At 56.0% G+C, this 21,988-nt stretch carries 16 protein-coding genes; 7 read left to right on the top strand and 9 right to left on the bottom strand.

The features are described from left to right. Positions 1 to 26 precede the first annotated feature (26 nt). Both NB069_RS03720 and NB069_RS03715 read right to left on the bottom strand, forming a co-directional pair. The gene (locus NB069_RS03720; protein WP_250587843.1) at positions 27 to 797 is read right to left on the bottom strand and encodes an ABC transporter permease; all 771 of its coding nucleotides are present in this window, start codon (positions 795 to 797) and stop codon (positions 27 to 29) included. Beyond that, the gene (locus NB069_RS03715) at positions 794 to 1,720 is read right to left on the bottom strand and encodes an ABC transporter ATP-binding protein (protein ID WP_250587842.1); all 927 of its coding nucleotides are present in this window, start codon (positions 1,718 to 1,720) and stop codon (positions 794 to 796) included. The genes NB069_RS03720 and NB069_RS03715 overlap by 4 nt, the downstream gene beginning before the upstream one ends. A 107-nt stretch (positions 1,721 to 1,827) precedes the next feature. On the opposite strand from NB069_RS03715, the gene can reads away from it, so the two are divergent. After that, positions 1,828 to 2,490, top strand: a complete 663-nt coding sequence (gene can, locus NB069_RS03710; RefSeq protein WP_250587841.1) for a carbonate dehydratase — start codon at positions 1,828 to 1,830, stop codon at positions 2,488 to 2,490. Positions 2,491 to 2,563: 73 nt separating this feature from the next. Here can and hpt read toward each other — a convergent pair whose 3' ends face one another. Further along, entirely contained in the window at positions 2,564 to 3,100 is a 537-nt protein-coding gene (hpt, locus tag NB069_RS03705; RefSeq protein ID WP_250587840.1) for a hypoxanthine phosphoribosyltransferase, read from the bottom strand. A gap of 205 nt (positions 3,101 to 3,305) precedes the next feature. Here hpt and NB069_RS03700 point away from each other — a divergent pair, with 205 nt between their 5' ends. Beyond that, positions 3,306 to 5,693 carry a glucose/quinate/shikimate family membrane-bound PQQ-dependent dehydrogenase gene (locus tag NB069_RS03700; protein WP_250587839.1) on the top strand — a complete coding sequence of 796 codons (2,388 nt, stop codon included), beginning with the start codon at positions 3,306 to 3,308 and terminating at the stop codon, positions 5,691 to 5,693. Between the two features lie 126 nt (positions 5,694 to 5,819). On the opposite strand, the gene cueO is transcribed toward NB069_RS03700, so the two are convergent. Then, positions 5,820 to 7,361 (bottom strand): multicopper oxidase CueO, encoded by a 1,542-nt coding sequence (cueO, locus tag NB069_RS03695; RefSeq protein WP_250587838.1) that lies wholly within the window; start codon positions 7,359 to 7,361, stop codon positions 5,820 to 5,822. A gap of 145 nt (positions 7,362 to 7,506) precedes the next feature. On the opposite strand from cueO, the gene NB069_RS03690 reads away from it, so the two are divergent. The 3 genes from NB069_RS03690 (at position 7,507) to speD (ending at position 9,623) form a co-directional block, all read left to right on the top strand. Next, positions 7,507 to 7,854 carry a YacC family pilotin-like protein gene (locus tag NB069_RS03690; protein WP_039030342.1) on the top strand — a complete coding sequence of 116 codons (348 nt, stop codon included), beginning with the start codon at positions 7,507 to 7,509 and terminating at the stop codon, positions 7,852 to 7,854. Between the two features lie 111 nt (positions 7,855 to 7,965). After that, positions 7,966 to 8,823, top strand: a complete 858-nt coding sequence (gene speE / locus NB069_RS03685; RefSeq protein ID WP_250587837.1) for a polyamine aminopropyltransferase — start codon at positions 7,966 to 7,968, stop codon at positions 8,821 to 8,823. Positions 8,824 to 8,828: 5 nt separating this feature from the next. Then, positions 8,829 to 9,623: an adenosylmethionine decarboxylase gene (gene speD, locus NB069_RS03680; protein ID WP_250587836.1), complete on the top strand. Its 795-nt coding sequence runs from the start codon at positions 8,829 to 8,831 to the stop codon at positions 9,621 to 9,623. 30 nt (positions 9,624 to 9,653) lie between these two features. Here speD and yacL read toward each other — a convergent pair whose 3' ends face one another. After that, positions 9,654 to 10,016 carry a protein YacL gene (yacL, locus tag NB069_RS03675; RefSeq protein ID WP_250587835.1) on the bottom strand — a complete coding sequence of 121 codons (363 nt, stop codon included), beginning with the start codon at positions 10,014 to 10,016 and terminating at the stop codon, positions 9,654 to 9,656. Between the two features lie 190 nt (positions 10,017 to 10,206). Next, on the bottom strand, positions 10,207 to 12,804 hold the full coding sequence (gene acnB, locus NB069_RS03670) for a bifunctional aconitate hydratase 2/2-methylisocitrate dehydratase (RefSeq protein ID WP_250587834.1): 2,598 nt from the start codon (positions 12,802 to 12,804) through the stop codon (positions 10,207 to 10,209). Positions 12,805 to 13,237: 433 nt separating this feature from the next. Between acnB and NB069_RS03665 the strand changes: the two genes are divergently transcribed. Together NB069_RS03665 and NB069_RS03660 are read left to right on the top strand one after the other, a co-directional pair. Next, positions 13,238 to 14,857, top strand: a complete 1,620-nt coding sequence (locus tag NB069_RS03665) for a DUF3300 domain-containing protein (protein ID WP_250587833.1) — start codon at positions 13,238 to 13,240, stop codon at positions 14,855 to 14,857. An 11-nt stretch (positions 14,858 to 14,868) separates the two neighbouring features. Next, a complete protein-coding gene (locus NB069_RS03660; protein ID WP_250587832.1) occupies positions 14,869 to 15,663 on the top strand; it encodes a DUF2950 family protein in 795 nt (264 codons plus the stop codon). A gap of 57 nt (positions 15,664 to 15,720) precedes the next feature. On the opposite strand, the gene lpdA is transcribed toward NB069_RS03660, so the two are convergent. From lpdA to aceE, 3 genes are all read right to left on the bottom strand, one after another. Further along, on the bottom strand, positions 15,721 to 17,145 hold the full coding sequence (gene lpdA / locus NB069_RS03655) for a dihydrolipoyl dehydrogenase (RefSeq protein WP_250587831.1): 1,425 nt from the start codon (positions 17,143 to 17,145) through the stop codon (positions 15,721 to 15,723). Between the two features lie 175 nt (positions 17,146 to 17,320). Then, positions 17,321 to 19,222 (bottom strand): pyruvate dehydrogenase complex dihydrolipoyllysine-residue acetyltransferase, encoded by a 1,902-nt coding sequence (gene aceF / locus NB069_RS03650; protein ID WP_250587830.1) that lies wholly within the window; start codon positions 19,220 to 19,222, stop codon positions 17,321 to 17,323. Positions 19,223 to 19,236: 14 nt separating this feature from the next. Continuing rightward, positions 19,237 to 21,900: a pyruvate dehydrogenase (acetyl-transferring), homodimeric type gene (gene aceE / locus NB069_RS03645; RefSeq protein WP_250587829.1), complete on the bottom strand. Its 2,664-nt coding sequence runs from the start codon at positions 21,898 to 21,900 to the stop codon at positions 19,237 to 19,239. Positions 21,901 to 21,988: the final 88 nt, after the last annotated feature.

Genomic DNA, 21,988 nt, shown 5'->3' with positions numbered 1-21,988 from the left:
CGGCAGAACGCCGCCGGGCCTGAGGATTAGCTACGCAGTCCGCGTCCGCGCTGGATCAGGTTCCAGCACAGCAGATAGAAGGCGACGATAAAGATCACCAGCACGCCGACGGTGGTCGCCAGCGGCACGTCGGAAATCCCGAGGAAGCCAAAGCGGAAGCCGCTGATCATATAGACGATCGGGTTCAGGTGTGACAGCCCCTGCCAGAACGGCGGCAGCAGCGTCAGGGAGTAGAACACCCCGCCGAGGTAGGTCAGCGGCGTCAGAACGAAGGTCGGGATCAGGCTGATGTCGTCAAAGGTTTTAGCGAACACTGCGTTCAGCAGGCCTGCCAGCGAGAACAGGACCGCCGTCAGCAGCAGCGTCAGGCCGACAAACAGCCAGGAGTGCACCTGGAACGGCACAAAAAACAGCGAAATGGCCGTGACCAGAATGCCGACGCACAGCCCGCGCGCCACCCCGCCGCCGACGTAACCGGCGATGATCACGTGCGTAGGCACCGGCGCCACCAGCAGCTCCTCAATGTTGCGCTGGAACTTGGCGCTGAAGAACGACGAGGCCACGTTGGCGTAGGCGTTGGTGATCACCGCCATCATGATCAGGCCCGGCACGATAAACTGCATGTAGGTGAAGCCGTGCATCTCGCCGATCCGCGAGCCAATCAGGTTGCCGAAGATAATAAAGTAGAGGGTCATGGTGATCACCGGCGGCACCAGGGTCTGGATCCAGATGCGCATAAAGCGGTTGATCTCCTTGGCCCAGATACTTTTCAGCGCCACCCAGTAAAGCTGCATCATGCGCGATCTCCTTGTTTCTCATGGACCAGCGAGACGAACAGCTCTTCCAGTCGGTTTGCTTTGTTACGCATACTTAATACCTGAATCCCCTGCTGGCTCAGCTGGCTGAAGACGCTGTTGATCCCCTGCTCGCGCAGGACTTCAACCTCCAGCGTTGAGGTATCCACCAGGCGATACTGATAGCCTTCCAGCTTCGGAAGCGCGCTTTTCGCCGCCAGATCCAGAATGAAGGTTTCTGATTTCAGCTTGGAGAGCAGCGCTTTCATCGAGGTGTTTTCCACCAGCTCGCCGTGCTGAATGATGCCGATATTACGGCAGAGCATCTCAGCCTCTTCCAGATAGTGGGTGGTGAGGATAATCGTGGTGCCTTTATCGTTGAGATCCTTCAAAAAGCCCCACATTGAGCGGCGAAGTTCGATGTCCACCCCGGCGGTTGGCTCATCCAGGATCAGCAGTTTGGGTTCGTGCATCAGAGCGCGGGCAATCATCAGACGACGCTTCATGCCGCCGGATAACATCCGCGCGCGTTCGTTACGCTTCTCCCACAGATCGAGCTGCTTAAGGTATTTTTCGCTGCGCTCGACCGCGTCTTTGCGCTCCACGCCGTAGTAGCCTGCCTGGTTCACCACAATCTGCTGAACGGTCTCAAACGGATTGAAGTTGAACTCCTGCGGCACCAGCCCCAGCTGGCGTTTGGCGTTGACGACGTCTTTCTCCAGATCGTAGCCAAACACGCTTACCCGGCCGGAGGTTTTGTTCACCAGCGAACTGATAATGCCGATGGTGGTGGATTTACCTGCCCCGTTAGGCCCCAGAAGCGCATAAAAATCACCGGCTTCTACTTTGAGATCTATGCCACGCAGCGCCTGGACGCCACCCGGATAGGTTTTTTTAAGTTGCTCAAGCTCAAGTGCAATCGCCATGAATTAAACTTACCTATAGTTCTGACACACGTTGTGTGGTTTCATTAAAAGTCGGGTTACCCTATAGTAGCGCAACGCAATCACTCGGTTACAGGCCGTTAACCTCCATGAATGACATAGATACACTCATCAGCAATAACGCACTATGGTCAAAGATGCTGCTGGAAGAAGATTCCGGATTTTTTGAGAAATTATCTCAGGCGCAAAAACCACGTTTTTTATGGATTGGATGTTCTGACAGCCGCGTTCCCGCTGAACGTCTGACCGGCCTCGAACCTGGCGAACTGTTCGTTCACCGTAACGTTGCGAATCTGGTGATCCACACCGATCTGAACTGCCTGTCGGTGGTGCAGTATGCCGTTGATGTTCTCGAAGTGGAACACATCATTATTTGCGGTCACTACGGCTGCGGCGGCGTCCAGGCGGCGGTTGAAAACACCGAGCTGGGCCTCATCGACAACTGGCTGCTACACATTCGTGATATCTGGTTCAAACATAGCTCACTGCTGGGGCAAATGCCGCAGGAGCGTCGCCTGGATACCCTGTGCGAACTTAACGTGATGGAGCAGGTATACAACCTGGGCCACTCCACCATTATGCGGTCTGCCTGGAAACGCGGGCAAAAAGTGACGATCCACGGCTGGGCCTACGGTATTCATGATGGCCTGCTGCGCGATCTGGACGTGACCGCCACCAACCGTGAAACCCTGGAGCAGCGTTACCGTCAGGGTCTGTCTAACCTCACCCTGAAGCACGATAACCACAAATAAAAAAGCCGGGTGGCGGCTTCGCCTTACCCGACCTTTGGTTTTCTCCCTCTCCCCGTGGGAGAGCAATACGACCTTACTCGTCCAGCAGCACCACTTTGCCGACATACGGCAGATGGCGATAGCGCTGGGCGTAGTCAATGCCGTAGCCCACCACGAATTCATCCGGGATCGAGAAACCCACAAATTCCACAGGAACGTCCACTTCACGGCGGGTCGGTTTGTCCAGCAGGGTGCAAATTGCCAGCGATTTCGGGCCACGCAGGCTGAGAATTTCGCGCACTTTTGACAGGGTGTTACCGGAATCGATGATGTCTTCGACAATCAGGACGTCTTTGCCGCGAATGTCTTCATCCAGGTCTTTGAGGATTTTCACATCGCGGGTGGTCGACATGCCGCTGCCATAGCTGGAGGCGGTCATAAAATCGACTTCATGGGACACCTGCACTTCGCGGCAGAGATCGGCCATAAACATGAAGGAACCGCGTAACAGACCCACCAGCACCATCTCGCTGCCGCTGTCTTTATAGTGTTCGGTGATCTGACGACCGAGTTCGGCGATACGCGCTTTGATCTCCGCTTCGGGGATCATCACTTCAACAGTATGTTTCATTTTACTAACCGTATGATTTTATAACGAATTTCCCAATACCGAGGGATTCAGGCCCGGCATCGCTTCATAAGCCCTGAAGTATACCAGCAAATGGATCCGCCTGGCGCATGAGTTCACAAAAGCCATATTTGTGATTCCGATCACACTTGTTAAAGCCTATAATTAATTGCTACTAAATAATTAACAAACTTATAGAGTGTCTTTTATGGCGGAAACAAAAATCCAACATTCACGTTTACTCGTGAGGCTAACAGCGCTGTTCGCTGCGTTCTGCGGACTGTATCTGTTAATCGGTGGGGTGTGGCTGGTGGCCATTGGTGGCTCCTGGTACTACCCGGTGGCAGGCATCATCATGCTTGCCGTGACTTTCCTTTTATGGCGCAGTAAACAATCAGCACTGTGGCTTTATGCCGCCCTGCTGCTGGCGACGATGATTTGGGGCGTCTGGGAGGTCGGCTTCGACTTCTGGGCTCTGACGCCACGTAGCGATATTCTCGTCTTCTTCGGTATCTGGCTGATCCTGCCATTCGTCTGGCGTCGCCTGCTGGTGCGTTCCAGCGGTGCGGTTGCCGCACTGGTGGTGGCCCTGCTGATCAGCGGCGGCATCCTGACCTGGGCTGGCTTTAACGATCCCCAGGAGGTGAAAGGCACCCTGAATACAGAATCTACGCCAGCGGCGGCGATCTCTGAGGTGGCCGATGCCGACTGGCCTGCCTACGGCCGTAATCAGGAAGGTCAACGTTACTCCCCGCTGAAGCAGATCAACGCGGATAACGTGAAAAACCTGAAAGAGGCCTGGGTGTTCCGTACCGGCGATCTCAAGATGCCGAACGATCCGGGCGAGCTGACCAACGAAGTGACTCCGATTAAAGTGGGCAACATGCTCTACCTGTGTACCGCTCACCAGCGTCTGTTCGCGCTTGATGCGGCCACCGGGAAAGAGAAATGGCACTTCGATCCGCAGCTGAAGACCAATAACCAGTTCCAGCACGTGACCTGCCGTGGCGTCTCTTATCACGAAGCGCGCGCAGACAACGCCAGCCCGGAAGTGATTGCCGACTGCCCGCGCCGCATCATGCTGCCGGTGAACGACGGTCGTCTGTTTGCTATTAACGCCGAAACCGGCAAGCTGTGCGAAACCTTTGCCAACAAAGGCGTGCTGAATCTGCAGACCAATATGCCGGATCAGACCCCGGGTCTGTATGAGCCGACTTCTCCGCCGATCATCACCGATAAAACTATCGTGATTGCCGGTTCGGTAACGGATAACTTCTCCGTTCGCGAAACCTCTGGCGTGATCCGTGGCTTTGACGTTAATACCGGTAAACTGCTGTGGGCCTTCGACCCGGGTGCGAAAGATCCCAACGCGATTCCGTCGGACGAACACACCTTTACCTTCAACTCGCCAAACTCCTGGGCTCCCGCGGCCTATGACGCGAAGCTGGACCTGGTCTATCTACCGATGGGCGTGACCACGCCGGATATCTGGGGCGGCAACCGTACGCCGGAGCAGGAGCGTTATGCCAGCTCTGTCGTGGCCCTGAATGCGACGACCGGGAAACTGGCGTGGAGCTACCAGACCGTTCACCACGATCTGTGGGATATGGACATGCCGTCCCAGCCGACGCTGGCGGACATTACCGTTAACGGTAAAACCGTACCGGTGATCTATGCCCCGGCGAAAACCGGCAACATCTTCGTGCTGGACCGTCGTAACGGCGAGCTGGTCGTACCGGCACCGGAAAAACCGGTTCCGCAGGGTGCGGCGAAAGGCGACTACGTTACAAAAACCCAGCCGTTCTCCGATCTGAGCTTCCGTCCGAAGAGAGATCTCAGCGGGGCGGACATGTGGGGCGCCACGATGTTCGACCAGCTGGTGTGCCGCGTGATGTTCCATCAGCTGCGCTATGAAGGCATCTTCACCCCGCCGTCCGAACAGGGCACGCTGGTGTTCCCGGGTAACCTGGGGATGTTCGAATGGGGCGGTATCTCCGTTGACCCGAACCGTCAGGTGGCGATTGCCAACCCGATGGCGCTGCCGTTTGTTTCTAAACTGATCCCACGCGGCCCGGGCAATCCGATGGAACAGCCGAAAGACGCGCAGGGTACCGGTACCGAATCGGGTATTCAGCCGCAGTACGGCGTGCCATACGGCGTAACGCTGAACCCGTTCCTGTCTCCGTTTGGCCTGCCATGTAAACAGCCGGCATGGGGTTATATTTCCGCGCTGGATCTGAAAACCAATCAGGTCGTGTGGAAAAAACGTATTGGTACGCCACAGGACAGCATGCCGTTCCCGATGCCGATCCCGGTGCCGTTCAATATGGGTATGCCGATGCTGGGTGGCCCAATCTCCACCGCCGGTAACGTGCTGTTCATTGGTGCGACCGCTGATAACTACCTGCGCGCATACAACATGAGCAACGGTGAAAAACTGTGGCAGGGTCGTCTGCCAGCCGGTGGACAGGCCACGCCGATGACCTATGAAGTGAATGGCAAGCAGTTCGTTGTCATCTCTGCGGGTGGTCACGGTTCGTTTGGTACGAAGATGGGCGACTACATTGTTGCCTATGCCCTGCCTGACGAGAAATAAAAGCAAAACGGCAACGAAAGTTGCCGTTTTTAGTGTTTGTACCCTCTCCCCGTGGGAGAGGGTCAGGGTGAGGGCATCAGGCCGCACCTTTACGGCCGGGTAAGGCGTAGCCGCCACCCGGCTTTTTTACACCGTGAACCCCAGCATCATGCCGGTATCTTCATGCTCCAGCAGATGGCAGTGCGCCATATAGGCAAACTCTTTCGGCGCATCATGATCGAACTTCACTAACACCTCGCTCACCCCGCCCTCCACGCGTACCGTATCTTTCCAGCCCGCGCGGTGCACCGCTGGCGGCTTGCCGTTTTCCGTCAGGATGCGGAACTGGGTACCGTGAATATGGAACGGATGCAGCATCATGTCCCCCTCCCCTGAAATCACCCAGCGCTCGTACTGGCCTTTGGTCGCCGCAAACTGCGGGGTGTGCATATCGAAGGCTTTGCCGTTGATGCGGTTGCCGTTACGGAAGTCAAACCCGTGCATGCTGTGATCCATCTGGCCGTGATTCATATGGCCCATCTGACCGTGATGCATCCCCGCCATTGCCTGATCGCCATACTTCTTCATCAATGCCTGCATGCCCATCATGTCGAGCATCGGATCCATCGACAGCTGGAGCTTCCGCTGGGTCAGTCCCTCCAGCGACGGCAGAGCGGGCATTTTGGTCAGCGTATCCGGCAGAACGCCCGAGGCGGTCACCAGCAGCGGCTGAATGCGCAGCACCGGCTGCGGTTTATCGAAGGGCGCCACCGCCATCCCCATCTGGCTCACCGGCAGGGTGAGCAGATCAAAGGGCTTGCCGTCGCTGATGTCCACCAGCACCTCAAAACGCTCGCCCATCAGCACTGGCAGTTCGCTCACTTTAACCGGCTCTGCCAGTAGCCCGCCGTCGCTGGCGACAACATAAAGCGGACGCTTATCGCTGGCGGCGAAGTTGAGCGAACGGGCATTACAGCCGTTAAGCAGGCGCAGGCGCAGCCAGCCTTTCGGCGCATTGTGCTGGGGGTAGACCGCCCCGTTGGTCAGCAGCGTGTCGCCAAACCAGCCCACCGCGGCGCTCATCACATCCAGCTGATAGTCAATTTGCCCGTCGGCGGTAAATTTCTTGTCCTGCACGATCACCGGCACATCATCGATGCCCCACTGCTTCGGCAGGCGCAGCAGGCGGCTTTCGTCATCCTCAATCAGTACCAGCCCGGCTAATCCCATCGCCACCTGATGGCCGGTCTTGCCGTGCTGATGGGGGTGGAACCAGCAGGTTGCCGCCCGCTGATCTGGCGTAAAGGTCACCGTCCGCTGGCCGCCTGGCTTAATGATGCCGTGCGGGCCGCCGTCTACCTCTCCCGGTACTTCCAGACCGTGCCAGTGGACGGTGGTCTCTTCATTCAGGGTGTTGTGGATGTTAACGGTCAGCGCTTTTCCCTGGCGTAGCTGAATGGCCGGGCCCAGCAGGTTGCCGTTGTAGCCCCAGGTGGTGGCGTTATGTGGCCCAAAGGTGGTTTTACCCGCCTGCACCACCAGCTTCACCTGATTACGCGCATCCGGGGTGAGCAAATTCGGGATCGGCAAAACGGGCCGCTCGGCGGCAAAAGCCGCGCGGCTCCAGAGCGGAAGCGCACTGGCGACACCCAGGGCGGCAGAATATTTTAAAAAATCACGGCGTTGCATGTTCATCTCCTTATTCGCAGCAGTCGATGTCCTGAGCATAAACCCTCCCCTTGCCGGAAGGTCAAGAGAAGCCTCAATAATAAAGATCGTCGCACCGGCGGGAAGTGTGCTAACGTTGAATTTCCGTGACGTATTGGTAGAAGCAATGAAGACGTTTTTCCGAACAATCCTGTTCACCACTTTAATGATGGGTTGCGCAAACAGCTATGCGCTGAGTGAAAATGAAGCTGAAGATATGGCGGATTTAACGGCGGTGTTTGTGTTTCTGAAAAACGACTGCGGCTACCAGAATTTACCTAACGGCCAGATTCGTCGCGCGCTGGTCTTTTTTGCTCAGCAGAACCAGTGGGATCTGAGCAACTACGACAGTTTCGATATGAAAACCCTCGGTGAAGACAGCTACCGCGATCTCAGCGGCATCGGCATCCCTACGGCAAAAAAATGTAAAGCCCTGGCTCGCGACTCACTGAGCCTCCTCGCCTACGTTAAGTAATCCTCTCTCCCGATGCCCCTTTGCTGAATTTATGACCGTGCAACCACGGTCATTGTTAGCTATGATGTTGCCCCCGTTTTAAGCGGGTGTTAACAAAGGAGGTATCATCCCATGGCCGAAAAAAATATGTGGCATGAAACGCTGCATGACCATTTTGGACAGTACTTTGCCATTGATAACGTGCTCTATCATGAGAAAACCGATCATCAGGATCTGATCATTTTCGAAAACGCGGCCTTTGGCCGGGTGATGGCGCTGGATGGCGTGGTGCAAACCACCGAACGTGATGAATTCATCTATCATGAAATGATGACTCACGTCCCGCTGCTGGCACACGGCAACGCGAAACATGTGCTGATCATTGGCGGCGGCGACGGCGCTATGCTGCGCGAAGTTTCCCGCCATAAATCCATTGAAAGCATCACCATGGTCGAGATCGACGCAGGCGTTGTCTCTTTCTGTCGCCAGTATCTGCCGAACCACAATGCCGGTAGCTACGACGATCCGCGCTTCACACTGGTGATTGACGACGGCGTCAATTTTGTTAACCAGACGGCGCGCACCTTCGATGTGATCATCTCCGACTGCACCGACCCGATTGGGCCAGGGGAGAGCCTGTTCACCTCGGCATTCTACGAAGGCTGCAAACGTTGCCTGAATCCCGGTGGGATTTTTGTGGCCCAGAACGGCGTCTGCTTCCTGCAGCAGGACGAAGCCATCGACAGCCACCGTAAGCTGAGCCACTATTTTTCTGACGTCAGCTTCTATCAGGCGGCGATCCCGACCTACTACGGCGGCGTGATGACCTTTGCCTGGGCGACGGACAATGAAGCCCTGCGCCATCTCTCTACCGGCATTATTCAGGCGCGCTTCCAGCAGGCGAATCTGACCTGCCGCTATTACAATCCGGCCGTACATACCGCAGCCTTTGCCTTACCGCAATATTTGCACGATGCTCTGAGGGGGTGAATGAATTGAAAAAGCTGAAACTGCATGGCTTTAACAACCTGACCAAAAGCCTGAGTTTTTGTATTTACGATATCTGCTATGTAAAAACGGCGGAAGAGCGCGATGGTTATATCGCCTATATCGATGAACTCTATAACGCCAACCGACTGACCGAGATCCTGTCAGAAACCTGCTCTATTATCGGCGCCAATATCCTGAATATCGCCCGTCAGGATTATGAACCTCAGGGCGCCAGCGTCACCATTCTGGTCAGCGAAGAGCCCGTTGACCCTACGCTTATCGACCATACAGAGCACCCCGGTCCGCTGCCGGAGGCGGTCGTGGCCCATCTGGATAAAAGCCATATCTGCGTGCATACCTACCCCGAGAGCCATCCTGAAGCCGGGTTATGTACCTTCCGCGCCGATATTGAAGTGTCGACCTGCGGCGTGATCTCTCCTCTCAATGCCCTGAATTACTTAATTCATCAGCTTGAGTCCGACATCGTGACCATCGACTATCGCGTGCGCGGCTTCACCCGTGATATCAACGGCATGAAGCACTTTATCGATCATGAAATAAACTCGATTCAGAACTTCATGTCCGAGGATATGAAAGCGCTGTATGACATGATGGATGTGAACGTCTATCAGGAAAACATCTTCCATACCAAGATGCTGCTTAAGGAGTTCGATCTTAAGCACTACATGTTCCATACCCGGCCGGAAGATTTAAGCGAAGATGAGCGCAAGGTCATCACCGACCTGCTGTGGAAAGAGATGCGCGAAATTTATTACGGCCGCAATATCGCGACCGTATAAAACCCGTCTGGAGCAGGGACGCTCCTGATATTATTTCTGTTTCACAAACTCGCGGTAGGCCGCGACCACCTGCAGAAAATCCTCTACGCCGCACAGAGACAGACTCTCTTCATCGTAGTAGCTCATCCCCTCTTCCATCTCGTCGCCGGAAAACTCCAGCTGATTGGCGCGGACCATGACCTCTTCGCCGTCCATCCATAGCGTGTATTCATGGCCGACACGTTGCCAGGATCGTTCACTGCCTTTTACCGCGCGTGCAGCCTGTTCCACTTCATCGAGCAGGCTCAGGTTCTCTTTCACTTCCTCATTGAACCAGTGACCGACCACCTCGTGGCCCATCGACATACGCACCTTCACCACGCCGGTGATATCACGCAGAAATTCGTAATCCATAGTATTTTCCTCTGCAAAGCTCTTGCAGTAATTATCGCAGCCCAGAGGAAGAAAAAAAGCGGAACGGGTGGAAGGAATGAAAATAAAAAATACCCCTCACCCTGCCCTCTCCCCATAGGGGAGAGGGTAAAAACCGCACGGAGCAGTTCCCTCTCCCCTATGGGGAGAGGTAAGGGTGAGGGGTTGGGTTTTATACTGCCGTCTGGAAGATCACCCCGTCCGCTTTCTCGGTGTACTGAGAGAGCTGGTCGAAGTTCAGATAGCGATAGGTATCCACCGCCGTCTTATCAACCTGAGCCACAAAGGTCTGGTACTCTTCCGGCGTTGGCAGTTTGCCAATCAGGGCCGCAACCGCCGCCAGCTCCGCAGAGGCCAGGTAGACGTTTGCACCGGTACCTAAACGGTTCGGGAAGTTACGGGTAGAGGTGGAAACCACCGTCGCACCGTCCGCCACGCGGGCCTGGTTACCCATACACAGGGAACAGCCAGGGATTTCGATACGCGCACCGCTCTTGCCGAACACGCTGTAGTAACCCTCTTCGGTCAGCTGCGCCGCATCCATACGGGTTGGCGGAGCCACCCACAGACGGGTTGGCAGCTGGCCTTTATGGGTATCCAGCAGTTTACCGGCCGCACGGAAGTGACCGATGTTGGTCATGCAGGAACCGATGAACACTTCGTCGATCTTGTCGCCCTGAACGTCAGAGAGCAGACGCGCGTCGTCCGGATCGTTCGGCGCACACAGGATTGGCTCTTTGATGTCGGCCAGATCGATGTCGATCACCGCTGCATATTCTGCATCGGCGTCGGCTTCCAGCAGCTGTGGATCCGCCAGCCATTTCTCCATGCCCTGAATACGACGCTCCAGCGTACGGCGGTCGCCGTAGCCTTCTGCAATCATCCACTTCAGCAGCACGATGTTGGAGGTCAGGTACTCTTCGATTGGCGCCTGGTTCAGCTTGATGGTACAGCCGGCAGCAGAACGCTCAGCGGAAGCATCGGTCAGTTCAAACGCCTGCTCCACTTTCAGATCCGGCAGACCTTCGATCTCGAGGATACGGCCAGAGAAGATGTTCTTCTTGCCTTTCTTCTCAACGGTCAGCAGGCCCTGTTTGATGGCGTACAGCGGGATCGCGTGCACCAGGTCGCGCAGGGTGATGCCCGGCTGCATTTTACCTTTGAAACGCACCAGAACGGATTCCGGCATGTCCAGCGGCATTACGCCGGTCGCGGCAGCAAACGCCACCAGGCCGGAGCCCGCAGGGAAAGAGATCCCGATCGGGAAACGGGTGTGGGAGTCACCACCGGTACCGACGGTATCTGGGAGCAGCATACGGTTCAGCCAGGAGTGGATAACGCCATCGCCCGGACGCAGGGAAACACCGCCGCGGTTCATGATGAAGTCTGGCAGGGTGTGGTGCGTGGTCACGTCAACCGGCTTCGGATAGGCCGCAGTGTGGCAGAAGGACTGCATCACCAGGTCAGACGAGAAGCCCAGGCAGGCCAGATCTTTCAGTTCGTCACGGGTCATTGGACCGGTGGTGTCCTGAGAGCCCACGGAGGTCATCTTCGGCTCGCAGTAGGCACCCGGACGGATACCGGCTACGCCGCAGGCGCGGCCCACCATTTTCTGTGCCAGCGAGAAGCCGCGGTTGCTTTCCGCCACGTCTTTCGCCTGACGGAAAACGTCTGAGTGCGGCAGGCCCAGCGCTTCACGCGCCTTGGTGGTCAGGCCACGACCGATGATCAGTGGGATACGGCCACCGGCACGCACTTCGTCGACCAGCACGTCGGTTTTCAGTGCAAAGCTCGCCAGCAGCTCATTGGTTTCATGGTTGCGTACTTCACCTTTGAACGGGTACACGTCAATCACGTCGCCCATGTTCAGGTTTGACACATCCACTTCGATTGGCAGTGCGCCGGCATCTTCCATGGTGTTGAAGAAGATAGGTGCGATTTTACCGCCGAGGCACAGGCCGCCGCCGCGCTTGTTCGGCACATGAGGAATATCATCCCCCATGAACCACAGCACGGAGTTGGTGGCAGATTTACGGGAAGAGCCAGTACCGACCACGTCACCGACGTATGCCAGCGGGAAACCTTTTTGTGCCAGCGCTTCGATCTGTTTGATCGGGCCGACTACACCCGGCTGATCCGGCTCAATGCCTTCACGGGCGTTTTTCAGCATCGCCAGGGCGTGCAGTGGGATATCCGGACGTGACCAGGCATCCGGAGCCGGAGACAGGTCATCGGTGTTGGTTTCGCCGGTCACTTTGAACACGGTGACGGTCATTTTTTCTGCAAGCTGTGGGCGGCTCAGGAACCATTCGGCATCAGCCCAGGACTGCATCACCTGCTTCGCGTAGCTGTTGCCCGCTTTGGCTTTCTCTTCTACGTCGTAGAAGTTATCGAACATCAGCAGCGTGTGGGACAGGGCTTTGGCGGCAATCGGAGCCAGCGTATCGCTATCCAGCGCATCGATCAGCGGATGAATGTTATAACCACCCTGCATAGTGCCGAGCAGTTCAATCGCTTTTTCAGGGGTAACCAGTGGGGAGGTTGCTTCGCCTTTGGCAATCGCAGCAAGGAAACCGGCTTTTACGTAGGCAGCTTCATCTACGCCTGGCGGTACGCGGTTGATCAACAGATCTAACAGGAATTCTTCTTCGCCTTTTGGCGGATTCTTCAGCAGCTCGACGAGCGCGGCCATTTGGGTTGCATCTAAAGGTTTGGGTACAATCCCCTCGGCGGCACGTTCTGCTACGTGCTTACGGTATTCTTCTAGCACGACGGTTCTCCTCGCTCTCATTGTCATATGCGGCGGGCGTTCTCTTCACGCTCCTGTGAGACAGCAGTTTGTAGGGTATATGCCCGATACCGCGTCGGGCAGCATAGCAGGATTTTCAGACAGTGTTAATCTGTTTACAAAAAAGCAACATTAAATAGTTTGCTGAATCGTTAAGCATGGTGTAGCGGCGAAGCGGGAAGGATCTCAGGCGCAAAATAACCGTCTTCAGCGGTTATTGGCCGCTCGCAAGCGCGGCCATTTGAATACCCCAACGCGTTTTTCGCCATCGAATATAATCTGTGTAATAATTGCTCACACTCTTTATCAGGCCATTCAGAACGGTTCCCAGTTTAAGTCAAAAAAGTAATACCCGGGTGCATATACTCGCGGCAACGTAAACGCCTCACGGCCTCGCTTTCGTCGGAGTCTTACTATGAAGTTGCCCTTTAAGCCACATCTGCTTGTTCTTTTGTGTAGCGCCGGGCTGTTAGCCGCTTCTGGCGTTGTCTACGTCAATAGCCGCGCGCCTGAGACCGTCTCTCAACCCCCCTCGTCGGTACAGCCAACAGCCCAAACCGCGCCAGTCCCGGCACCGGCCCAGACGCAACCCGCTCCGGTGGTCTATACCGCCGCGCAGATCGACCAGTGGGTAGCGCCTGTCGCGCTCTATCCGGATGCCCTGCTGTCGCAGATCTTAATGGCCGCGACCTATCCGACGAACGTGATACAGGCGGCGCAGTGGTCACGTGACAACCCGCGCATGCAGGGGGACGCGGCGATTCAGGCCGTCGCCGGGCAGCCCTGGGATCCCAGCGTGAAATCGCTGGTCGCCTTCCCGCAGCTGATGTCGCTGATGGGGGAAAACCCACCCTGGGTACAGAGTCTCGGCGATGCGTTTCTGGCCCAGCCGAAGGATGTTATGGACTCCGTCCAGCGCTTACGCCTGCTGGCGCAGCAGACCGGCGCGCTGCAATCCACGCCGCAGCAGAAGGTAACAACCGTGACGAAAACCGAGCCCGCCAAAGCGAGCGCTTCGTCCACCACCTCCACCTCCACATCAACCCCAGCCCCTGCCCCAACGGTGATCAAGATTGAATCCACCGATCCGCAGGTGGTTTACGTCCCAACCTACAACCCCAGCACGGTTTACGGAACATGGCCTAACGCCAGCTATCCGCCGGTCTATCTGCCGCCGCCTCCCGGGGAGCAGTTCACCGACAGCCTGGTCAAAGGGCTTGGCTTTAGCCTTGGCGTGGCGACCACCTACGCCATCTTCAGCAACATCGACTGGGATGACGATGACGACTGGGATCACCATCATCACGATGACGACTGGGATCATCACGGCGGCTATTCCCGTAACGGGGACAACAACATCAATATCAACGTGGATAACTTCAATAAAATCAGCGGAGAGCGTCTTGATGCCAACCGCGGCTGGCAGCATAACCCGGCCTATCGCGGCGGCGTGCCTTATGCCTCCAGCCAGCTGAATAACCGCTACGCGCAGAACGCGCCCGCGGTGCGCCGCAATACCGCTAACCTCAGCGCAGCTACGCCGCCGGGCAGCGTCAACCGTGACGCCCAGCGCCAGGCGGCAATGACGCAGATGGAACGTTCAACGGGTAAAAACCTGTCGCAAACGGCGCGTCCTGCCACCCGCGACGGACAGCGCCAGGCGGCGAACAAACAGTTAAATCAAATTTCCCAGCGCAATAACTACCGGGGATACGACAACGCGCGGCCGCAAACGGCGAAACGGGCTACCCACACCCAGCACGATACGCAGCGTACGGCGGCACGCCAGGACGCTGCCCGCCAGAGGCAAACTCAGCACCGCACCGCACAGAATCCGCAGCGCGCAACGCAGCTGCATCAGCGGGCCAATGCGCTCAGCGGCAACGACAGCCGCTCGGCCAACTGGCAGGCGCAGCAGCAGCGCGGCATGCAGAGCCGTCAGCTGTCGGCCCGCAATGTCGAACGCAGCGGCGGTCGGGCCCAGATGTCTGAGCGCCACAGCGGTGGCGAACACCGTGAATTCCGTCATCGTTAAGGGAGACGACAATGAAAAGTAAACTCTTCAGCGGAATAGTGTTGTTCATGGTATCGACCGGCGTCTTTGCCCAACAATATTTCAGCACGCCCGAACAGGCGACCGATGCGCTGGCAAAAGCCATCAACGAGCAGAACGAAACGGCGCTGGGGGATCTTCTCGGTGACGACTGGCGAAGCTTCTTACCGGCGGATGGCGTCGACCCGGAGGCCGTGGATCGCTTTAAGCGCGACTGGCAGGTAAACCACCAGACAGTGACAGACGGCAACACGGCCTGGCTGACCGTCGGGGAATACCACTGGCAGCTGCCGATCCCGGCGGTAAAAACCGACAAAGGCTGGCAGTTCGACATGCAGGAAGCCAAAGAGGAGATCCTGAACCGCGAAGTGGGCCGCAACGAGCTTGCCGCCATCGAAGCGCTGCACGCCTATGTGGATGCCCAGGATAGCTACTACGCCCTTAACACGCACTACGCCCGGAAGATTGTCAGCAGCGAGGGCAAAAAAGATGGCCTGTACTGGCCCGTTAAGCCTGGCGAAGCGCCCAGCCCGCTCGGCCCGGCCTTCAGCCCGAAAGAGCCCGGTCAGGGTTACCACGGCTATCACTTCCGCATCCTGCCGGACAGCAAATCAGGCTTCGCGATGATCGCCTGGCCGGTAAGCTACGGCGAAACCGGGGTGATGAGCTTTATGATCAACGGCGACGATCGGGTGTGGCAGAGTAATCTGGGAGAAAAGTCGGCAGAAGAAGCCCAGGCGATGCCAGCATTTAACCCGGACGACCGCTGGCAGCTGGTCGCTCAGTAAGGTTACAGGCATAAAAAAAAAGCGGCTCAGGAGCCGCTTTTTCATGCCGGAAGAAACTTACTTCTTCTTCGCTTTCGCGTTTGGCAGGTCGGTGATGCTGCCTTCAAACACTTCTGCCGCCAGGCCAACAGACTCGTGCAGAGTCGGGTGAGCGTGGATGGTCAGCGCGATGTCTTCAGCGTCACAACCCATTTCGATCGCCAGACCGATCTCACCCAGCAGCTCGCCGCCGTTGGTGCCGACAATCGCACCACCGATCACACGGTGAGTCTCTTTGTCGAAGATCAGTTTGGTCATACCGTCTGCGCAGTCGGAAGCGATAGCACGGCCAGAAGCAGCCCACGGGAAGGTGGCGGTTTCGTAGCTGATGCCTTTCTCTTTGGCTTCTTTCTCGGTCAGACCAACCCATGCAACTTCTGGCTCGGTATACGCGATAGATGGGATCACTTTCGGGTCGAAGTAGTGCTTCATGCCGGCGATAACTTCTGCGGCAACGTGACCTTCGTGAACACCTTTGTGTGCCAGCATTGGCTGACCGACGATATCGCCGATAGCAAAGATGTGCGGCACGTTAGTGCGCAGCTGTTTATCAACGCGGATAAAGCCACGGTCGTCAACTTCCACGCCCGCTGCACCTGCATTGAGGTTTTTACCGTTCGGTACACGACCGATAGCCACCAGCACCGCGTCATAACGCTGCGCTTCTGCAGGGGCTTTTTTGCCTTCCATGGAAACGTAAATACCGTCTTCTTTCGCTTCAACGGCAGTCACTTTGGTTTCCAGCATCAGGTTGAATTTCTTGCTGATGCGTTTGGTGAAGACTTTAACGATGTCTTTGTCTGCAGCCGGGATAACCTGGTCGAACATTTCAACCACGTCAATGTCTGAACCCAGCGCATGGTACACGGTACCCATTTCCAGACCGATGATACCGCCACCCATAACCAGCAGGCGTTTTGGTACGGTTTTCAGTTCCAGCGCATCGGTGGAGTCCCACACGCGTGGATCTTCATGTGGAATGAATGGCAGTTCGATCGGACGAGAGCCCGCCGCGATGATCGCGTTGTCGAAGTTGATGACGGTTTTGCCGTTCTCGCCTTCCACTTCCAGGGTGTTTGCCCCGGTGAATTTACCCAGACCGTTTACCACTTTCACTTTACGGCCTTTAGCCATGCCAGCCAGACCGCCGGTCAGTTGAGTGATAACTTTCTCTTTCCAGGTACGAATTTTGTCGATATCGGTTTTCGGCTCGCCGAAGACGATACCGTGCTCAGCCAGCGCTTTGGCTTCTTCGATAACTTTAGCAACGTGCAGCAGCGCTTTAGAAGGGATACAGCCGACGTTCAGACAAACACCACCGAGGGTGTTGTAACGTTCTACGATGACGGTTTCCAGACCTAAATCCGCGGCACGGAATGCTGCGGAATAACCTGCCGGGCCTGCCCCAAGTACTACGACCTGAGTTTTGATTTCTGTGCTCATCATGACCTCTTAATTTATACCCGTCGTCCACCGGGTCGTTCAATCCGCCCGCAGTTTACAAAATTGTTAACAATTTTGAAACAACAAACGGCTCACGAATTATCGCTTTCGCTAATAACCTCACAAACCTCATGAGATTACCAGAAAAAAGCCGGCCGTCAGGCCGGCTCTTCGATTACATCACCAGGCGGCGAATGTCGCTCAGGGTGTTGTTGATGATGGTAATGAAGCGAGCACCATCAGCACCGTCGATCACGCGGTGGTCGAAGGACAGAGAGATTGGCATCATCAGACGCGGCACGAACTCTTTGCCATTCCATACTGGCTCCATCGCGGACTTGGACACACCAAGGATCGCCACTTCCGGCGCGTTAACAATCGGCGCGAAGTGGGTAGTACCCAGGCCGCCGATGCTGGAGATGGTGAAGCAGCCGCCCTGCATTTCGCCGGCAGTCAGCTTACCATCACGCGCTTTTTTGGAGATGGTGGTCAGTTCACGGGACAGCTCAGTGATGCTCTTCTTGTTCACGTCTTTGAAGACCGGAACAACCAGACCATTTGGCGTATCAACCGCAACACCGATGTTGATGTATTTCTTCAGCGTCAGCTTCTGGCCATCTTCGGACAGGGAGCTGTTGAAGCGTGGCATCTGCTCAAGGGCCGCAGCAACGGCTTTCATGATGAAGACCACTGGGGTGAATTTCACGTCCAGTTTACGCTTCTCAGCTTCGGCGTTCTGCTGTTTACGGAACGCTTCCAGATCGGTGATATCGGTTTTGTCGAAGTGCGTAACGTGCGGGATCATCACCCAGTTACGGCTCAGGTTCGCACCAGAGATTTTCTGGATACGGCCCAGTTCCACTTCTTCAATTTCGCCGAACTTGCTGAAGTCCACTTTCGGCCATGGCAGCATACCCGGGATACCGCCGCCGGTGGCAGCAGCAGGTGCCGCTTCAGCGCGTTTCACCGCGTCTTTCACGTAAGCCTGGACGTCTTCGCGCAGGATACGACCTTTACGGCCAGTCCCTTTCACTTTCGCCAGGTTTACACCGAATTCGCGCGCCAGGCGACGAATCAGCGGAGTCGCGTGGACGTAAGCGTCGTTTTCAGCGAACTCAGATTTGCCTTCCGCTTTAGCAGCCGGAGCCGCAGCAGGTTTAGCAGACTGAGCCGGTGCAGCAGCAGGAGCTGGAGCAGCAGCGGCAGCCGGAGCGGCTGCAGGCGCAGCGCCTTCCACTTCGAAGACCATGATCAGAGAGCCGGTAGAGACTTTGTCGCCGGTGCTGATTTTGATCTCTTTAACGGTACCGGCGAACGGCGCAGGCACTTCCATAGAAGCCTTGTCGCCTTCAACGGTGATCAGTGACTGCTCAGCGGCAACTTTGTCGCCCACTTTCACCATCACTTCGGTCACTTCAACTTCGTCACCGCCGATGTCTGGTACGTTAACGTCTTTCGCGCCGCCAGCCGCAGCTGGAGCAGCAGCAGGTGCCGGAGCGGCAGCCTGTGCAGGGGCAGCAGCAGGCGCAGCGCCAGCCACTTCGAAGACCATGATCAGAGAGCCGGTAGAGACTTTGTCGCCGGTGTTGATCTTGATCTCTTTAACGGTACCCGCGAACGGCGCAGGCACTTCCATAGAGGCTTTGTCGCCTTCTACGGTGATCAGTGACTGCTCAGCCGCAACGGTGTCGCCCACTTTTACCAGGATTTCAGTGACTTCAACTTCGTCACCGCCGATGTCAGGCACGTTCACTTCTTTCGCTGCCGCGGCAGCTGCTGGAGCAGCGGCGGCAGGAGCAGCTTCTTTCTTCTCTTCCTGCGCAGGTGCAGCAGCTGCTGCACCGTCGGCGGAATCGAAAATCATGATCAGTTTGCCAGTCTCGGTTTTATCGCCCACAGAGACCTTGATCTCTTTAACGACGCCAGCCTGAGGAGACGGGACTTCCATAGAGGCTTTGTCGCCTTCTACGGTGATCAGCGACTGTTCAGCTTCAACTTTGTCGCCTACTTTGACCAGGATCTCGGTGATCTCAACTTCATCAGCCCCGATGTCCGGTACATTGATTTCGATAGCCATTATTCTTTTACCTCTTACGCCAGACGCGGGTTAACTTTTTCTGCATCGATGTTGAATTTGGTAATTGCGTCCGCAACCACTTTCTTATCGATTTCGCCACGTTTAGCCAGTTCGCCCAGTGCTGCTACAACCACGTAAGAAGCATCAACTTCGAAGTGGTGACGCAGGTTTTCGCGGCTGTCAGAACGACCGAAGCCGTCAGTACCCAGTACGCGATAATCATCAGCTGGAACGTAAGTACGAACCTGCTCAGCGAACAGTTTCATATAGTCAGTAGAAGCCACCGCTGGCGCGTCGTTCATCACCTGAGCAATGTATGGAACGCGTGGAGTTTCCAGTGGGTGCAGCATGTTCCAGCGCTCACAATCCTGGCCATCACGCGCCAGTTCGGTGAAGGAGGTCACAGAGTACACGTCAGAACCTACGCCGTAGTCTTTCGCCAGGATCTGTGCTGCTTCACGGACGTGACGCAGGATAGAGCCGGAGCCCAGCAGCTGAACTTTACCTTTGCTACCTTCAACGGTTTCGAGTTTGTAGATACCTTTACGGATACCTTCCTCGGCACCTGCTGGCATAGCCGGCATGTGGTAGTTTTCGTTCAGGGTGGTGATGTAGTAGTAAATGTTCTCTTGCGCTTCACCGTACATACGAACCAGACCGTCATGCATGATGACTGCCACTTCGTACGCGTAAGCCGGGTCGTAAGAGATACAGTTAGGGATAGTCAGAGACTGAATGTGGCTGTGACCATCTTCGTGCTGCAGACCTTCGCCGTTCAGCGTCGTACGACCAGAAGTACCCCCTACCAGGAAGCCGCGAGCCTGTTGGTCGCCAGCCTGCCAGCACAGGTCACCGATACGCTGGAAACCGAACATGGAGTAGTAGATGTAGAACGGGATCATCGGCAGGTTGTTGGTGCTGTAAGAGGTCGCAGCAGCCAGCCAGGATGCGCCTGCGCCCAGCTCGTTGATACCTTCCTGCAGGATCTGGCCTTTCTCGTCTTCTTTGTAGTAGGCAACCTGCTCGCGGTCCTGCGGAGTGTACTGCTGACCGTTCGGGCTGTAGATACCGATCTGACGGAACAGACCTTCCATACCGAAGGTACGCGCTTCGTCAGCGATGATTGGCACCAGACGATCTTTGATCGACTTGTTCTTCAGCATCACGTTCAGGGCACGCACGAAGGCGATAGTGGTGGAGATCTCTTTGTTCTGCTCTTCCAGCAGCTGAGAGAAGTCTTCCAGCGCTGGCAGTTCCAGTTTCTCAGTGAAGTTCACCTGGCGAGACGGCAGGTAGCCATTCAGCTTCTGACGCTGGGCGTGCAGATAGGTGTGCTCTTCAGAACCTTCCGGGAAGGTGATGTAAGACAGGTTTTCTACCTGCTCATCGGTCACTGGCACATTGAAACGGTCGCGGATATAACGCACGCCGTCCATGTTCATTTTCTTAACCTGGTGCGCGATATTTTTACCTTCGGCGGTGTCACCCATGCCATAACCTTTAACGGTATGAGCCAGGATTACAGTTGCTTTGCCTTTGGTTTCCTGCGCTTTTTTCAGTGCAGCGTAGACTTTCTTCGGATCGTGACCACCACGGTTCAGGGCCCAGATCTGATCGTCTGTCCAGTCTGCAACCAGGGCTGCGGTTTCAGGATATTTACCGAAGAAGTGCTCACGAACGTAGGCACCGTTTTTGGATTTGAAGGTCTGGTAGTCGCCGTCAACGGTTTCGTTCATCAGCTGGATCAGTTTACCGCTGGTATCTTTACGCAGCAGCTCATCCCAACGACCGCCCCACATCACTTTGATCACGTTCCAGCCAGCACCTGCGAAGATGCCTTCCAGTTCGTTGATGATCTTACCGTTACCGGTTACCGGACCATCCAGACGCTGCAGGTTACAGTTGATGATGAAGCACAGGTTGTCCAGCTTCTCACGGGTTGCGATGGTGATCGCGCCTTTAGATTCTGGTTCATCCATCTCGCCGTCGCCCAGGAAGGCGTAAACGGTCTGCTGGGAGGTGTCTTTCAGGCCACGGTGTTCCAGATATTTCAGGAATTTAGCCTGGTAGATAGCACCGATTGGACCAAGACCCATAGAAACGGTCGGGAACTGCCAGAATTCTGGCATCAGTTTCGGGTGCGGATAAGAAGACAGACCTTTACCGTGAACTTCCTGACGGAAGTTGTTCATCTGCTCTTCAGTCAGACGACCTTCCAGGAACGCACGTGCGTAGACGCCCGGAGAGATGTGGCCCTGGAAGTACACCAGGTCGCCGCCGTCTTTCTCGGTGCGCGCGCGGAAGAAGTGGTTAAAGCACACTTCATAAACGGTTGCAGAAGACTGGAAGGAAGCCATGTGGCCGCCCAGCTCCAGATCTTTCTTGGACGCACGCAGAACGGTCATGATGGCGTTCCAGCGAATTGCAGAACGGATGCGGCGTTCCAGATCCAGATTGCCCGGGTATTCCGGTTCGTCTTCGACGGCAATCGTGTTTACGTAGTTGTTAGCCCCTGCACCTGCAGCTACTTTCACGCCGCCTTTGCGGGCTTCAGAAAGCATCTGTTCAATCAGATACTGAGCACGCTCAACACCTTCTTCACGGATGACCGATTCGATCGCCTGTTGCCAGTCGCGAGTTTCGATCGGATCCACGTCATTTTGGAGACGTTCTGACATGGGGGTATTCCTTATCTATCTAATACGTTGATTTGTCTGGAACCTGTCCCATTGCACTTTCGAAAACTAAAAGCGCAATAAGACAGGT

The sequence above is a fragment of the Leclercia adecarboxylata genome (assembly GCF_023639785.1).
Lineage (GTDB): Bacteria > Pseudomonadota > Gammaproteobacteria > Enterobacterales > Enterobacteriaceae > Enterobacter > Enterobacter adecarboxylatus_D.
Note: the sequence above shows the minus strand (reverse complement) of the source record. Positions and strands in the feature narration are given on the sequence as shown.

Bases quoted from the DNA above. Each gene is read 5' to 3' on its own strand.
- cueO (WP_250587838.1), bottom strand. From the start codon at position 7,361: ATGCAACGCCGTGATTTTTTAAAATATTCTGCCGCCCTGGGTGTCGCC.
- NB069_RS03700 (WP_250587839.1), top strand. From the start codon at position 3,306: ATGGCGGAAACAAAAATCCAACATTCACGTTTACTCGTGAGGCTAACA.
- yacL (WP_250587835.1), bottom strand. From the start codon at position 10,016: ATGGATTACGAATTTCTGCGTGATATCACCGGCGTGGTGAAGGTGCGT.
- NB069_RS03715 (WP_250587842.1), bottom strand. From the start codon at position 1,720: ATGGCGATTGCACTTGAGCTTGAGCAACTTAAAAAAACCTATCCGGGT.
- can (WP_250587841.1), top strand. From the start codon at position 1,828: ATGAATGACATAGATACACTCATCAGCAATAACGCACTATGGTCAAAG.
- hpt (WP_250587840.1), bottom strand. From the start codon at position 3,100: ATGAAACATACTGTTGAAGTGATGATCCCCGAAGCGGAGATCAAAGCG.
- lpdA (WP_250587831.1), bottom strand. From the start codon at position 17,145: ATGAGCACAGAAATCAAAACTCAGGTCGTAGTACTTGGGGCAGGCCCG.
- NB069_RS03720 (WP_250587843.1), bottom strand. From the start codon at position 797: ATGATGCAGCTTTACTGGGTGGCGCTGAAAAGTATCTGGGCCAAGGAG.
- speE (WP_250587837.1), top strand. From the start codon at position 7,966: ATGGCCGAAAAAAATATGTGGCATGAAACGCTGCATGACCATTTTGGA.
- NB069_RS03660 (WP_250587832.1), top strand. From the start codon at position 14,869: ATGAAAAGTAAACTCTTCAGCGGAATAGTGTTGTTCATGGTATCGACC.
- NB069_RS03690 (WP_039030342.1), top strand. From the start codon at position 7,507: ATGAAGACGTTTTTCCGAACAATCCTGTTCACCACTTTAATGATGGGT.
- aceE (WP_250587829.1), bottom strand. From the start codon at position 21,900: ATGTCAGAACGTCTCCAAAATGACGTGGATCCGATCGAAACTCGCGAC.
- NB069_RS03665 (WP_250587833.1), top strand. From the start codon at position 13,238: ATGAAGTTGCCCTTTAAGCCACATCTGCTTGTTCTTTTGTGTAGCGCC.
- aceF (WP_250587830.1), bottom strand. From the start codon at position 19,222: ATGGCTATCGAAATCAATGTACCGGACATCGGGGCTGATGAAGTTGAG.